This is a genomic window from Chloracidobacterium sp. N, assembly GCF_018304765.1.
Taxonomy (GTDB): domain Bacteria; phylum Acidobacteriota; class Blastocatellia; order Chloracidobacteriales; family Chloracidobacteriaceae; genus Chloracidobacterium; species Chloracidobacterium aggregatum.
The window spans coordinates 915,164-929,781 of the sequence record NZ_CP072642.1; the positions used below are offsets into that span (position 1 = coordinate 915,164).

At 63.5% G+C, this 14,618-nt stretch carries 9 protein-coding genes; all 9 read left to right on the forward strand.

Annotated features, from left to right (window positions below; genetic code table 11):
* The first annotated feature begins 30 nt into the window (after positions 1 to 30).
* The 9 genes from J8C05_RS03850 (at position 31) to J8C05_RS03890 (ending at position 14,610) form a co-directional block, all read left to right on the forward strand.
* Complete coding sequence (locus tag J8C05_RS03850; protein ID WP_211422869.1) at positions 31 to 729, forward strand: TetR/AcrR family transcriptional regulator; 699 nt, start codon at positions 31 to 33, stop codon at positions 727 to 729.
* Positions 726 to 2,072 carry an efflux RND transporter periplasmic adaptor subunit gene (locus J8C05_RS03855; protein WP_211422870.1) on the forward strand — a complete coding sequence of 449 codons (1,347 nt, stop codon included), beginning with the start codon at positions 726 to 728 and terminating at the stop codon, positions 2,070 to 2,072. Before J8C05_RS03850 ends, J8C05_RS03855 begins: the two co-directional genes overlap by 4 nt.
* A gap of 28 nt (positions 2,073 to 2,100) precedes the next feature.
* On the forward strand, positions 2,101 to 2,880 hold the full coding sequence (locus tag J8C05_RS03860; protein ID WP_211422871.1) for an SDR family NAD(P)-dependent oxidoreductase: 780 nt from the start codon (positions 2,101 to 2,103) through the stop codon (positions 2,878 to 2,880).
* A gap of 36 nt (positions 2,881 to 2,916) precedes the next feature.
* Positions 2,917 to 6,072, forward strand: coding sequence for an efflux RND transporter permease subunit (locus J8C05_RS03865; protein ID WP_211422872.1), 3,156 nt, complete (start codon positions 2,917 to 2,919; stop codon positions 6,070 to 6,072).
* Positions 6,072 to 8,609: a nitric oxide reductase activation protein NorD gene (locus J8C05_RS03870; RefSeq protein WP_211422873.1), complete on the forward strand. Its 2,538-nt coding sequence runs from the start codon at positions 6,072 to 6,074 to the stop codon at positions 8,607 to 8,609. The genes J8C05_RS03865 and J8C05_RS03870 overlap by 1 nt, the downstream gene beginning before the upstream one ends.
* A gap of 147 nt (positions 8,610 to 8,756) precedes the next feature.
* Positions 8,757 to 9,533 carry an ABC transporter ATP-binding protein gene (locus J8C05_RS03875; protein WP_211422874.1) on the forward strand — a complete coding sequence of 259 codons (777 nt, stop codon included), beginning with the start codon at positions 8,757 to 8,759 and terminating at the stop codon, positions 9,531 to 9,533.
* On the forward strand, positions 9,530 to 12,067 hold the full coding sequence (locus J8C05_RS03880; RefSeq protein WP_211422875.1) for a glycosyltransferase: 2,538 nt from the start codon (positions 9,530 to 9,532) through the stop codon (positions 12,065 to 12,067). Before J8C05_RS03875 ends, J8C05_RS03880 begins: the two co-directional genes overlap by 4 nt.
* Before the next feature lie 21 nt (positions 12,068 to 12,088).
* Positions 12,089 to 13,984 (forward strand): glycosyltransferase family 2 protein, encoded by a 1,896-nt coding sequence (locus J8C05_RS03885; RefSeq protein WP_211422876.1) that lies wholly within the window; start codon positions 12,089 to 12,091, stop codon positions 13,982 to 13,984.
* Positions 13,985 to 13,986: 2 nt separating this feature from the next.
* Positions 13,987 to 14,610: an HAD family hydrolase gene (locus J8C05_RS03890; protein WP_211422877.1), complete on the forward strand. Its 624-nt coding sequence runs from the start codon at positions 13,987 to 13,989 to the stop codon at positions 14,608 to 14,610.
* Positions 14,611 to 14,618: the final 8 nt, after the last annotated feature.

Sequence of the window (14,618 nt, forward strand, 5' to 3'; positions counted from 1 at the left end):
AACTTTGTAAGTAAACATACCCTGACTGCCATGACCAGTGCCCCACTGACGACCGCACGGCCAACGACAACCCCCCGCCGGATGTCCGGGGAAGACCGGCGGCGGCAGATTGTCCGCATTGCCATGCAGCAGTTTTCCGAAAAGGGTTTCAACGGCGTCACGACCAAAGAGATTGCCGCGCGCGCCGGTGTGAGCGAGGCCATCATTTTTCGGCACTTTGCGACCAAGCAGGACCTCTATGCCGCGATTCTCGACCAGAAGATGAAAGACGCCGACGCCCGGAGCTTCTGGGAGCGCATGCGTGAGCTGGCCGCCCGGCGCGATGACCAGAACTTCTTTGAAACCATCATGCGGCACGTCATCGAGCGGCACCGCGCCGATTATTCCTTCCAGCGGTTGCTGTTTTTCAGCGCCCTCGAAGGCCACGAACTTTCCGATATGTTCTTCCGGCTCTATGTGCGCGACATTTTTGACTTCCTGGCCGATTACATTGAAACCCGCATCCGTGAAGGCGCGTTCAGGGAAGTCAATCCCCACGTGGTGGCGCGTTCCCTCTTTGCCATGCCCTTTCTGCAAACCATGTTCGAGCAGCTTCACGGCGATCAGACCGTGACCGGATCGCCCGAAGCGCTCGCACGCGCCTACAGCAGCATTTTCTTTGAGGGCATCCGGCGGCCGGCAGCCGGGGCCCGGGTTCATCCTGCCGGCGAAACCGTTGTACCGTCATGAAGAAGCTGCTTTGTTGGAGTCATGTCTGGCGGGCGGGACGCCCGCCTTCTCAGGAGGTGGAAGCCCGGCATGTTTGGCGGGCGGGACGCCCGCGCTCCCAAGAGGGTGGACGCCCGCGCTTCCAGGGAGGCGGAAGCCCGCGCTTCCAGGTGGTGCTGGCGCTGCTGCTGGTCAGCCTGCTGAGCGGCTGCTCACACAAGAAAGAAACGGTCAGCGCCGCCGCCGACAATGCCACGCCGCCGCCAGTGCTCGAAGTCCGAACGACTCCGGCCGTCGAACGGCTCATCAAAAAGTCCATCGAAACCGTCGGTTCGCTCGTGCCCGATGAACAGGTGGTCGTCGCCGGCCAGGTGGGCGGCGAGATCGCCGAACTCACCGTGGATGTTGGCAGCCCGGTCAAGGCCGGACAGATCATTGCCCGCATTTCTCCCAAGGAATACGAACTCAGGCTCCAGCAGGCCGAAGCCGCCCTGGCGCAGGCCCGCGCCATGCTCGGCGAAGCCGGACGGCGTGATCCCATAGACATCGAAGCCGTTCCCACCGTGCGCCAGGCCAAAGCCACACTCGATGACGCCCGCGCCCAGATGGAACGAACCCAGCGCCTTGTCGAATCCGGGGATGTCCCCCGGCAGCGGTGGGATACCGTCGAAGCCAACTACCGCGCGGCCGAAGCCCGTCACCAGGCCGCCCGCGATGAAGCCGTCATGCGCATCGGCATGGTCGAACAGCGCCAGGCTGAAGTGCGGCTGGCCAGAAAAAAACTTGAAGACTCCGCCGTTCGTGCCCCCATCAGCGGGTTCGTCAGCGTCCGCCACAAGTCACGTGGCGACTTCATCAACGAACAGGGCGGCAACCGGGACATCGTGACCATTGTCCGGCTCGATCCCATCCGGTTGCAGGCCAATGTCGCCGAAGTCGGTGTGTCCTACGTCAAGCCCAATATGCCAGTGCGCTTTACGACCGATGCCTATCCGGGACGCGATTTTCCGGCGCGCGTGGCACGTATCAGCCCCGTCCTCAACCAGCAGACGCGGCTGCTGATGGTCGAAGCCGTGGCTCCCAATCCGCAGGGGCTGCTCAAACCGGGCATGTTTGCGCGGGTGTATGTGGACATCGCCAGTGATGTCCCGGCGGTGTTCATCCCGTCCCTGGCCGTGGTCAGTGTGGCCGGCGTCGAAAAAGTCTTCGTGGCTGTGGACGGCAAGGCCGTGGAACGCAAGGTACGCCTGGGCAAACGCGATGGCGAATCGGTCGAAATCACCGAAGGTCTCAAGCCGGGCGAACAGGTCATCACCACGGCCCTTGACCGCCTCACTGACGGCACGCCGGTCAGAGTTTCCTGACGCTTCCAGCAACGCGGAGCCACTTCCTATGAACATCAAGGATCGGGTCATTGTCATTACCGGTGCATCGAGTGGCATTGGCGCGGCCACGGCCCGGCATCTTGCTGCACAGGGCGCCAAAGTCGTCCTCTTTGCCCGGCGTGAAGCCCAACTCCAGGAGCTGGCCGCGGACATCCGGGAGCAGGGCGGACATGCGCTCGTGGTCGTTGGCGACGTGACGCAAAGCCACGACGTACGCCGCCTCATGCAGGAAACCCTGGCCACGTTCGGAAAGCTGGAAGTGCTCGTCAACAACGCCGGCACCGGCGGCGGCCTCAACCTGTGCGACACCCGCGATGAACTGCTCCGGCAGGTGCTTGAAGTCAACGTTCTGGGCTGCGCGCTGTGTGCCAAGTACGCGCTGCCACACCTGCCGCCCGGCGGCGTCATCGTCAACATCGGCTCGGTGGCCGGGGAAGTCGCCACGGTGGGGATGTACACCGCATCGAAATTCGCCGTGCGTGGCTTCAACGATGCCCTGCGGCGGGAAGTCAAAGGCCGCGGGCTGCACGTCGTACTCGTCGCGCCGGGATTCATTCGCACCGAGATGACCGCCGGACTGCGCTATGCCATGCCGGGGCCGGACATCGTCGCCCGCGCCATTGAAAAAGCCATCCGGTCGCCCCGGCGCAAAATCGTCGTGCCGTGGTGGTACCGCCCGTTGATGTATCTCGGCAAGATTCCCCCGATTGCCGATGCCATTTTTGGCAACCCGAAGACACAAGCCCGTTACCGCGACCGCGACAGCGTGAAAAAGTTGACGACCTAGCGCCGCTGCGGGCGGCTGGTCCCGCACTCTGCCGTTATGCAAAAACTCGCCGAACTGTGTATCAAGCGTCCCGTCTTCGCCACGATGCTCGTCATGGCGTTTATCGTCGTGGGGGCATTTTCCTACTTCAAGCTGGGCGTTGATCTCTTTCCCAAGATTGACCTCCCGACGGTGACGATCACGACACGCCTCGACGGGGCCTCGCCGGAAGAAGTCGAAACCCAGGTCACGAAGCGCATCGAGGAAGCCGTCAACACCATTGCCGGTGTGGATGAGCTGCGTTCGGTTTCGGCCGAGGGGGTGTCGCAGGTGTTCGTCGTCTTTGTGCTGGAGCGCAACATAGACGAAGCCGCCCAGGATGTCCGCGACAAGGTCAACCGCATCCTTGGCGAGCTGCCTTCCGATGTCAAAGCGCCGGTCATCGAAAAGCTCGACCCCGACACCCAACCCGTGCTGTCACTGGCCATTTCCGGCAATCGTTCGGCGCGCGAAATCACCGAAATTGCCGACAAGCTGGTGAAGCAAAACCTGGAATCGCTCAGCGGCGTGGGGCGCGTGTCCTTCATCGGCGACCGCAAACGGGAGATTCAGATTGTTCTCGATGCGTCGAAGATTGCGTCCTACAACCTCAGCGTCGAAGCCATCAAGCAGGCGCTGCGCGCACAGAACGTCGAAATTCCCGGCGGGCGGCTCGAAGATGGTCGCCGGGAGCTGTCGCTGCGTACCCTTGGGCGCGTCACCAGCGTCGAGGACTTCAACCGCGTCATCGTTGGAACCGCCAACGGACTGCCGATCTACGTCAAAGACATCGGCTATGTCGAAGACGGGGTCGAGGAGCCGCGTTCACTGGCCCGCCTCGACGGAAAGCCGGCGGTCATTCTGGAAATCCGCAAGCAGTCCGGGACAAACACCCTGGAAGTCGTGCGGCTCGTCAAGGAACGCATGGCGGAAATCCTGCCCCAGCTTCCGGCGGATTTCCGGGTGCAGTACCTCAAGGACCAGTCCATTTTCATTCAGGATTCCTTTGACGCCGTACAGGAGCACCTGCTGCTCGGCTCCATCATGGCGGCGCTCGTCATCCTGCTGTTTCTGCGCAACTGGCGCTCGACGGTCATTTCCGCCATCGCGATTCCTGCTTCGGTCGTAGCGACCTACGGCCTGATGTACGCCATGGGCTTTACGCTCAACCGCATGACGATGCTGGCGCTGGTGCTCAGCGTCGGGATTGTCATTGATGATGCCGTCGTGGTGCTCGAAAACATCTACCGCTTTATGGAAGAGAAGGGGATGTCAGCCTTCGAGGCCGCCAGGGAAGCCACGGCCGACATCGGTTTTGCCGTTCTGGCGACGACCCTTTCGCTGGTCGTCATCTTCGTCCCGGTGGCGTTTATGGGTGGCATTGTCGGGCGCTTTATGTCGTCCTTCGGCTTCACCTGCGCCTTTGCCATTCTGGTCTCGATGTTCGTCAGCTTCACGCTGACGCCGATGCTGTGTTCGCGCTTCCTGCGTCCACCCAAGGCCGACGGCGTGCACCACAAGTCGTCGCGTGCCACGGGCTTCTATGGCTGGCTGGAGCGGGGCTACATGTGGCTGCTGGAGTGGTCGCTGCGGCGTCCGGTGGTCATCATCGGCATTTCGGTGCTCACGGTACTGTCGGTTGTTCCCATCTTTTCCGTGATTGGCAAAAACTTCATTCCCTTTGACGATGTGGGCATGTTTGAGGTCGCCGTCAAGCTGCCCGAAGGCACGTCGCTGGAAGAAGCCGAAAAGCAGATGGCCAACCTCGAAGCCATCGTCCAGACGACACCGCACGTCACCCACTGCCTGACCACGCTTGGCGGTGATGAACAACGGCGGGTCAACCGGGGCAACATCTTCGTCCAGTTGACGCCGCTGACGGAGCGCGCGCTGACCCAGGCTGACCTGATGCAGATCGTCCGTGACAAGCTGGCCGACCAGCAGGGGAAACACATCTCGGTGCAGTATGTGCAGGCCATTACCGGCGGTGGAAACTCAGCCGCGCCGGTGCAGTATGTCGTCCGGGGGCCGGACATTGCCAAACTCACGGACGCTTCCCAGCGGCTGATGGACTTTCTGAAAGGCATGCCGGGGGTGGTGGACGTGGACACAACGCTCGAAGTCGGGAAGCCTGAACTGCGGGCGGTCATTGACCGCGAAAAGGCCGCCAACCTGGGCGTGAACGTGGCCGCCGTCGCTTCCGGGTTGCGGACGCTCGTGGCCGGGGAAATCGTCGGCACGTACCGCGAAGGCGACGACCGTTACGACGTACGTTTCCGGCTGCGCCAGGAAGACCGTACGGGGCCGGAAACGCTGTTGCGCTCGTATGTGCCTTCGACCCGGCTCGGCAATGTACCCATTGCCAACTTCGTTTCGTTTTTCAGCGGGGTCGGGCCGGCGCAGATTGACCGGTACAACCGGCAGCGCCAGGTGACGATTTCCGCCAACCTGCAGCCGGGCTACTCGCTGGACCGCGTCCTGCAGGGGCTGGATGAGAAGTCCAAACAGCTTGGACTGGGCCCGGAGTATCAGGCCAGCAAGCTCGGCCAGAGCAAGGAACTGGGGAAGGCGGCGGCCAACTTCCTGATGGCTTTCGTTCTGTCGTTCGTCTTTATGTACATGATTTTGGCGGCGCAGTTTGAAAGCTTCCTGCATCCGGTGACGATTCTGCTGAGCCTGCCCATGGCGGTGCCCTTTGCCCTGCTGTCGCTGATTCCCTTCGGCGAAACGCTCAACATTTTTTCGGCGCTGGGGATTCTGATGCTGTTCGGCGTGGTGAAGAAAAACTCCATTCTGCAGATTGACCACATCAACGTGCTGCGGGCGGCCGGGCAGGAACGCTATGCCGCCATTGTGGCCGGTTGCCGCGACCGGCTGCGGCCGATTCTGATGACGACCCTGGCGCTGGTGGCCGGGCTGATTCCCATGGCCGTGGCGCAGACGCCCGGCTCGGCGGTGCTGCGTTCCGTGGCGATTATCGTCATCGGGGGGCAGTCGCTGTGTCTGCTCCTGACACTGGTGGCCATACCGGTGCTGTATGAGCTTTTCGATGATCTGACGGATGGCTCCTGGTGGCGGGCGCGGTTTGACGCGCTGCGCAACCTGTGGCGTCCGGCGCCCGCCGGAGACGCGCCGGCGGATGTCTCAGCCGCAGCACGCAAGCAGGTCCCGTGATGTTGTTCCGAACCTGGTCACGCCTGCTGCGCCCACGCCAGACGGCGCCACCGGCTCCGGCGGAGCCACCGCCGGCCTCCGCGCCGTCCGATGGTGTGCCTTCCGCTGTTTCGTCGGCCGGACGTGGGGCAACCCTGGGCTCCCCGGCAGCCGCTGCGCTGGAGCGTACGCAGGCTGCCCTCGAACGGTTGTCACCCCAGTTGGCGGCTGAGTTCAGCGTACGGTTTCCGTCTCTGGTGGCCCAGCTCGGAGAACCCGTGGTGGTGGGTCTCTGCCACCTGCTGGAACGGGCGGCAGCGACCCGGCACACGGCGCGCATGGCGGACATCGTCCGGGAAACCTGTCAGTCCGCGTTGCTGCTCAGCGAGGATGAGCCGCGGTGCCGGGGATTGTTCCAGCGTGCCGCGCCGCTCTATGCCAGTGTGCCGCTGCTGGGGGCGGCGGCGCTGCGCGTCGCGGCCCAGCACCCGGAATTGACGCCGGAGCAGTTTCACACCTGGCTATCCTGTGGTCTGGACCGCCATGGGGCGGATGCTTCGCGTCTGGCCGCTTTCATCCGTCTGGAAACGACCCAGGCGCGGGAAACTCTGGAGTCCTGCCTGCCGGGGCTTCCCCTTGCAGAAGCCATTCCAACCCTGCGGCACTACCTGCGGGCGCTGACCGGGCATCATTTTCAGTTGGTGGCGGCCACGCCTGTCGCCGATACGGTGGAAGTCGGCGGCCGGGTCACGGTGGGCGGGCAGGCGCATCATCTGGCGCTGCCCCGGCGGGTGGCGGTCTTCGATGAGCGCGAGCGGAACTTTGTGCTCTACAAGCTTCTGGCGGCACAGGGGGCAGGGCGGCTGCTCTTTGGCGGGGATGTGGCGGACAGCCCGGTACTGCGGGCGGCCTACGAAACGACGCGCACCTTTTTTGCCGATCTGGGGGCGGGTGCGGGCGGGCTGTCGCACGTGGATTTTGCCCTGATCCGCGAACGTGCCGTGGAGTATGTCCTGCCGCCGCGCCCGGAAATCATCACGGTGGGGGACACGCTGGCGCTGTTTCCTGATGCCGAGATGGCCACGGTGCTGTTTGATGTCATCGAAATGGCCCGCGTGCTGCGTGGCATGCGCCGGGCTTACCGGGGCGTGGCGCGCGATACGGAGGCGCTGACGGAGCCATTGCTGGCCAGTCGGCGCTCCCTGGCTGGCGCACCGCTTGGGGCCGCCGTCGTCGAACTACTGTTCCGCCTGGCGCTGGTGGGACAGGTTGGCCCGGCCGTGCAGGCCGAATATGCCGCCCTGACCCACACGTTGACCGAGGCATTGTCGCCCTGTCTGGCGGAAGGCGCGACGGTGGCCGATACCCTCCGGGTGACACTCGACATCTACCGCCTGCTTCCACCGCCCACGCAGCGTCGCTGGCAGCCGGATACCCGCCCGGACGAGGAAACTCCGTCCGGTCGCCACGCGCCGTCTGCCGCTTCAGCTACGGCGGCAGTGGACCGGTCGCCGCTGGCCCCGGTCAGCGTCCCGGTGCAGGGGGAACAACCGCCGGCGGAAGGCACCGCTTCGGATGCCGGAGAACAGCCGGTTGTGACACCCATGCCGGACGAAACCGACCGCAACGGCCCTCCCCCGGTCATCTGGCAGGCGGCAGAGATAGAGCCTTACCCGGAATGGGATGTCCGTCTGGGGGACTACCGTCCGAACTGGTGTCGGGTGGCGACGCTCCGCCTCGCCCAGGCGCCGGCACTGGTGTTGCCGCCGCGCGACGAAACGGCCGTGCGCCGTCTGCGGCGAGCCTTTGAACGCTGGCAGCCAAGCGATTTCGCCTGGGTGCGCCCGACGACGGACGGGCAGGAACTCGTTGTCGAAGCCCTTATCGAGCGCCACGTCGAGCGGCGAACCCAGCCGTGGGCTTCGGATGCCGTCTATGCTGTCCGCCAGCGGACGACGCGCTCGGTGGCCGCCCTGCTGTTGCTGGATGTTTCCCGCTCGACCGGTGAACACCTGGCCGGTGCCGGCCGGGGAGCGTCGCCGCAGCGGGTGCTGGACGGGGAAATCGAGAGTGTCCAGTGTCTGGCCGCGGCGCTTGACCAGATTGGGGATCGCTTTGCCGTCTATGCGTTCAACAGTCAGGGACGTCAGTCCGTGCGGTGTTTTCAGCTCAAGACATTTGCGGAACCGGCGCGCTGTCTGCCCTCCCGCCTGGCGGCGCTGGTGCCGGCGGCCAATACGCGCCTGGGGGCGGCTGTGCGCCACGCCACACAGTTGTTGCTGCGTGAAGCCGCGCGGTCGCGCCTGCTGCTGGTGGTGACGGACGGCCTGCCGCAGGACAGCGACTACGGCGACGTGACCTACGCCGTAGCCGATACGGCGCAGGCGCTGGCCGAGGCGCAGTCCGTCGGGGTCAAGCCCCTGGGGGTGGCGCTGGAAGCTGGTCAGGACGAAGCCCTGCTGGATATTCTCTTCGGGCGGGGACGGTATGCCTGCATCCGCGAAGCTGCGCGCCTGCCCGAAGCCCTGCCCCGCCTGTACCGGCGGTGGGCAATGTAGCTTCACGCGCCGCCGGCCGGTTGCGCCAGCCATGCCGGATGAGCCGGTTGGGGCTTATGCGGGGTGGCGGGAGGGGAAAAATCGGCGCTTGACACTCCCGTGAAGCACAGCACATCATCGGCGGCTTGACGCACTGGGAGGTGCCCGTTGACGGTTGCCATTTACGTCGAACATCTCAGCAAGACCTTCAAACGCTACCAGCCCCGCCGGTATCGGACGCTCAAAGAGTCGCTCATCAATGGCGAAATGTTCGAGCGGCGGCTGTCAGAACGGATAGAAGCCGTCAGGGACGTTTCATTTTCGGTCGCTGCCGGTGAAACCTTCGGCATCATCGGGCGCAACGGGGCCGGAAAAAGCACGCTGCTGAAGCTGCTGTGCGGCATCCTCAAACCGACCACAGGGCGCATTGCCGTCCGGGGCCGGGTGGCGGCCCTGCTGAGCCTGGGCGTCGGCTTTCACGAGCAGATGTCGGGCCGCGAGAACGTCTTTCTCAACGGGCTGGTGCTGGGGCTGTCGCCACGTGAAATCCGGGCGCGCTTCGATGACATCGTCACCTTTGCCGAACTGGAAGATTTCATTGACGCGCCGGTGTGGACGTACTCAACCGGCATGCGCATGCGGCTGGCCTTTTCGGTGGCCGTCAACGTCGATCCCGACATTCTCATCATTGATGAGGTCCTGGCCGTGGGCGACATTGCCTTTACGGAAAAGTGTCTGGAGCGGATGCGGATGTTTCAGGAAAAGGGCAGGACCCTGCTGCTGGTCACCCACGACACGGCCATTCTGACCGCTTGGTGTCAACGGGCGCTCTGGCTTGACCAAGGGCAGGTGCGGGCGCTGGGGGACCCGACCGAAGTGGCACAGACCTACCTCAGCACCTTTTCCGATCCCGTTGCCGTCCCGGCCATGAACGCCGTTGCATGAAACCCATTGTCTTCTGCACCATCGCAGCCAAAAACTACTTTGCCTGCATTCGGACGCTGGCCGATTCCCTCCGGGCGCAGCATCCCCAGGCGGATGTTGCCGCGTTGGTGGTGGACCGCGACGAACTGCCGCCCCTGGCGGCAGACGGGATGGCGCTTCAGCTTCACGGGCCGGCGGACTTTCTGCCGGAAACCCGCTTTCGCCCGATGGCTTTCAAATACGATGTCACCGAGCTGTGCACGGCGGTCAAACCGTTTTACCTCAGCCATCTTTTCAGGCAGGGCTACCGGAAGGTGGTCTATCTTGACCCGGACATTCTCGTGCTGCGGCCGCTGGACATCGTTCTTGACGCGCTTGACCAGTCCAACATCGTCCTGACGCCCCATCTGGTCGAGCCGCTGCCGCTCGACGACAAAATCCCGACTGAAGTCAACATCCTCCAGGCCGGTGCATACAACCTGGGCTTCATCGGACTGGCAGCCGGAGCCGAAACCGAACGGATGCTGGCGTGGTGGAGCCGGCGGCTGGAAGACTTTTGCTTCAACGAAGTCAGCAAAGGGCTGTTTGTCGATCAGAAGTGGATTGATCTTGTGCCGGGGCTGTTTGACGGCGTGCAGGTGCTGCGTCATCCGGGTCTCAACGTGGCGTACTGGAACCTGCGCGAGCGGGACATCACGCAGCAGGACGGTGAGTTTTTTGCCAAAGGTGAGCCGATCCTGTTCTTTCACTTCAGCGGCTACGATACGTCCCACCCGACCGTCATCTCCCGGCATCTGTCGCGCTACACGCTGAAAGAGTACCCGGTGGTTGCGCCGCTGTTTGAGCGTTACACGAAGCTGCTGGCAGCCAACGGCCACGCGCGCTACCGCCGGATTCCCTATGGTTTTGCGACGTTTGACAACGGCTTTCCCATCGAGCCGGCCATGCGCCGCCAGTACGCCGAAGCTCTCCGGCAGGGGCGGCAGTTTGGTGATCCTTTTGCAGCGGGTGGGCGGCGTTCCTTCTTTCAGGAAATCACCGGCATTGAGCCGGTTGAGCTGCCGATGGGTGTCAACATTGCCGGTTACTTTCGGGCCGAACTGGGCATCGGCGAGGCGGCGCGGGGGTATGTCCGCGTCATTCAGAAGCTGGGCTATGCCACAAGCCTGTATGACTTTTCCGATACGGCCCCAAGCCGGAAACTCGATGCCACATTTGGCGAATTTTCACGTGACAACCCCTTTGGCATCAATCTTATATGTGTCAACGCCGACCAGGTCGAGGTGTTTGCCAGCCGGACAACAGAGGATTTCTTCCAGGATCGGTACAACATCGGTCTGTGGGCGTGGGAACTGCCGGACTTTCCTTCCGAGTGGGTGCCATGTGCGCGCCGCTTTGATGAAATCTGGACGGCCAGCCACTTCATTCGCGCCAGCCTCGAAAAAAGCCTTGAAACGCCGGTGTACACCATTCCCCACGTGGTCGAGCCGGGGGCAGTGACGCCGCGCAGCAAGTCGTATTTCGGGCTGCGTGAGGATGAGTTTTGTTTCCTCTACTCTTTTGACTTCAACAGCACGTTCGAGCGGAAAAACCCACTGGCGGCAGTGGCAGCCTTCAAGCGCGCCTTTCGCCCCGACGAGCCGGTGTGTCTCGTGCTCAAGTGCATCAACGAGCATCTGGCGCCGGAGTCCTTTGCCCGGCTCACAGCGGCCGTCCAGGGAAGCAACATCCGTATTCTGAATGGCTATCTCTCGCGGGAAGACAAGCATGCGCTGACCCAGGCCTGTGATGCCTACATTTCGCTGCACCGCTCGGAAGGCTTCGGGCTGACGATTGCCGAAGCGATGTACTTTGGGAAGCCGGTCATTGCCACGGGCTGGTCGGGCAACATGGACTTCATGACGCCGGACAACAGCTTTCCGGTTGAGGTTACACCGGTGGCCATTCGTGAAACCACGCATGTCTATCGCGCCGGGAACATCTGGGCGGAGCCAAATGTCGGGCACGCGGCGCGGCTGATGCGGGAAGTCTGTGACCACCCGGAAGCGGCCCGCGCGCGCGGTGAGCAGGCGGCGCGTGACATGCGGGAATACCATTCGATTGCAGCCATCGGCCGTGTGGTGGAAGCCCGGCTGCGTGAGATTGAACGTTGCCGCCGGGCGAAAGTCATCCAGCGCGCCCTGGCCGCACGCCAGGAACCGGCATCAGCACCGGCGGCCCCGCCGGCCGTGACGACGCCAGACCTGCCGGTGGCTATCCAGAATGGCTATCAGGGCGGTCAGGGGTGGCAACTGGCGCTGCGCTCGCAGCCCGAACTGGTGCGGCAGATGTTGCCGCTGCCCGGCGAAGCGTACGTGGAAGATTCCAAAGTGGGCACGCTGGGGCGTCTCTCAAAGCGCCTGCTGGCGCGACTGTTCCGGTTCTACATCTTCCACCAGAACAAGCTCAATGTGCACCTTCAGGGACGGGTGATGGAGTTGACGGAGGATGTCCACCGTCTGAACGAAGCCCTGGCGGAGTTGCGCGCCCGGCTCTTGCACCCGGACAAGCACTGAACTGCACCCGACGGGAATCCCGTGAAGTCGCTGCTCGATTACTACCGTCGCCATCCACATCGGATTCGGCAGGCTGTGCAGACGGCGCACCGACTCTGGCGGACTGAAGGCGTGCGAGGGGTTTGGCGGCATATCCAGACGCGCATGGCCGAAGAAGGACGCACCGCGCCGCCACGCTGCCCGTATCGCCGATGGGTGGCGCGCTACGACCGCCTGACCGATGTTGACCGACGGCGCATCCGGGAACGTCTTGCCCGGCTGACCCATCGCCCGCTGTTTTCAATCCTCATGCCGGTGTGTGATCCTGACCCGCGATGGTTGCAGGCCGCACTGGCTTCCGTCACCCGTCAACTCTATCCCCACTGGCAGCTTTGCATTGCCGATGACGCCTCGACCCGCCCTGAAGTACACCGGTGTCTGGCCGAAGCGGCCCGGGCGGATGACCGCGTACGTGTCGTCTATCGTCCGACGCGCGGCCACATTGCTGCCGCTTCCAACAGCGCCCTGGAACTTGCCACCGGCGATTTCATCACCTTTCTCGACCACGACGACGTGCTGGCCGAGCACGCGCTGGCCTGCCTGGCCGTGGCCCTTGATGAACAGCCTGAAACCGACGTGATCTACACGGATGAAGACCAGATCGACATGCGGGGGCAGCGCTTTGCCCCACACTTCAAGCCCGGCTGGAGTCCAGAGTTGTTACGCGGCTGCCATTACCTTTCCCATCTGACCGTCTATCGGGCAACGAAGGTGCGCGCCGTCGGCGGTTTTCGTCCGGGGCTGGACGGCGCGCAGGATTATGACCTGTGTCTGCGCATCACGGCGCAGACCGATCCGGCACGAATTCGGCATCTGCCGCACGTGCTCTACCACTGGCGGGTGACGGCCGGTTCCACGGCCGGGCGGCACGAAGCCAAACCTTACGCCATGGCGGCCGGAGAGCGGGCGCTGGCCGAACATCTCGCCCAGGTCGCGCCGGGGGCGGAAGTGACCCGGACGCCGACCGGACGCTATCGGGTACGTTATCCGTTACCAGCACCACTGCCGCGTGTCAGCATTCTGATGGGCACGCGCGACCAGGCGGAACTGACCCGTACGGCACTTGACGGAGTGCTGAACGCCACGGATTACGCGAATCTTGAAGTCGTCCTCGTGGACAACGGCAGCCGCGAAGCTGAAACGCTGGCGCTGTTTGAAACCCTGCGGCAGGACGCACGGGTGCGCGTCATGCGCTATGACGCACCATTCAACTTTTCGGCCATCAACAACCTGGCCGCGCATCATGCGACCGGAGACGTACTTGTGCTGCTCAACAACGATGTGCAGATCATCCACGCGGACTGGCTGCGGGAGATGGTTTCGCACGTCATGCGCCCGGAGGTTGGCATCGTTGGCGCGAGGCTGCTGTACCCGGACGACACGATTCAGCACGTGGGCGTCGTGCTGGGGATTCGGGGCTTGCCCGGACACGTGCACCGGGGCGAACCACGGACGGCGCGCAGCATTCCTTCCAACGTCCAACTTCTGTGGAATGAAGTTGCCCGTGACGTTTCGGCGGTGACGGCCGCCTGTCTGGCCATCCGCCGGACGGTGTTTGAAACCGTTGGCGGCCTCGATGCCGAACACCTGCCGGTAGCCTTCAACGATGTGGATTTGTGCCTGCGGGTGCAGGAACATGGCTATCGCATTCTTGTGACGCCGCATGCCGAACTCTACCATCTGGAATCGGCCTCGCGTGGTTCCGACCAGCGCCCGGAGCGGCGCGCCGCCTTTCAACGGGAGTGCGAGTACATGCTGGCGCGGTGGGGGGCGCGGCTGGCCGATGACCCGTACTACAATCCAAACCTGACCCTGGAACGTCTGGACGCCTCACCCGCCCGTCCACGCCGGCCCTATTTCTTTCGGGAGTCATCCTAGCCATGCCGCTCCGGGCGGTGGTGTTCGATTACGGCAAGGTGCTTTGTCAGCCGCAGCCGCCGGCTGTCCGGGAAGCTCTGGCAACACGTTTGGGTGTGCCACGGGAAGCCTTTGAAGCGGCCTATGGGCGGTTTCGGCTCGAATATGATCGCGGCACGCTCGACGATGTGGCCTACTGGCAGTCCGTGGTGCAGGCTTGCGGACGGACGCTCGATGCCGAGACGGCGTTGTGGCTGGCTGGTGTTGATGCGCGAGGTTGGTCACATCCCAACCTGTCGCTTGTGGACTGGGCCGGGCAGGTCCGGCAGGCCGGTTTTCAGACGGCGATTCTCTCCAACATGCAGCGCAGTTTGCGGCAGCGGTTGGAGGAATTGTGTCCATGGTTGCCGGAAGTGGATGCGGCGGTTTTTTCCAGTGACCTTGGCTATGTCAAGCCGGAGCCGGAGATGTACCGCCGGGTGGTGGAGCTGTTGGCCGTTGCACCGCAGGAGGCGCTGTTTATTGACGACGTGGAAGCGAATGTTGCTGGGGCGCGGCAGGTGGGACTGTCTGCGTTGCGGTTCACCGATGTTCCAACGCTGCGACAGGCGTTGACCGCGTTTCCCGAACTACCGCCAATCCTGTGAATGGTTCG

Bases quoted from the DNA above. Each gene is read 5' to 3' on its own strand.
- J8C05_RS03890 (WP_211422877.1), top strand. From the start codon at position 13,987: ATGCCGCTCCGGGCGGTGGTGTTCGATTACGGCAAGGTGCTTTGTCAG.
- J8C05_RS03850 (WP_211422869.1), top strand. From the start codon at position 31: ATGACCAGTGCCCCACTGACGACCGCACGGCCAACGACAACCCCCCGC.
- J8C05_RS03855 (WP_211422870.1), top strand. From the start codon at position 726: ATGAAGAAGCTGCTTTGTTGGAGTCATGTCTGGCGGGCGGGACGCCCG.
- J8C05_RS03880 (WP_211422875.1), top strand. From the start codon at position 9,530: ATGAAACCCATTGTCTTCTGCACCATCGCAGCCAAAAACTACTTTGCC.
- J8C05_RS03870 (WP_211422873.1), top strand. From the start codon at position 6,072: ATGTTGTTCCGAACCTGGTCACGCCTGCTGCGCCCACGCCAGACGGCG.
- J8C05_RS03865 (WP_211422872.1), top strand. From the start codon at position 2,917: ATGCAAAAACTCGCCGAACTGTGTATCAAGCGTCCCGTCTTCGCCACG.
- J8C05_RS03860 (WP_211422871.1), top strand. From the start codon at position 2,101: ATGAACATCAAGGATCGGGTCATTGTCATTACCGGTGCATCGAGTGGC.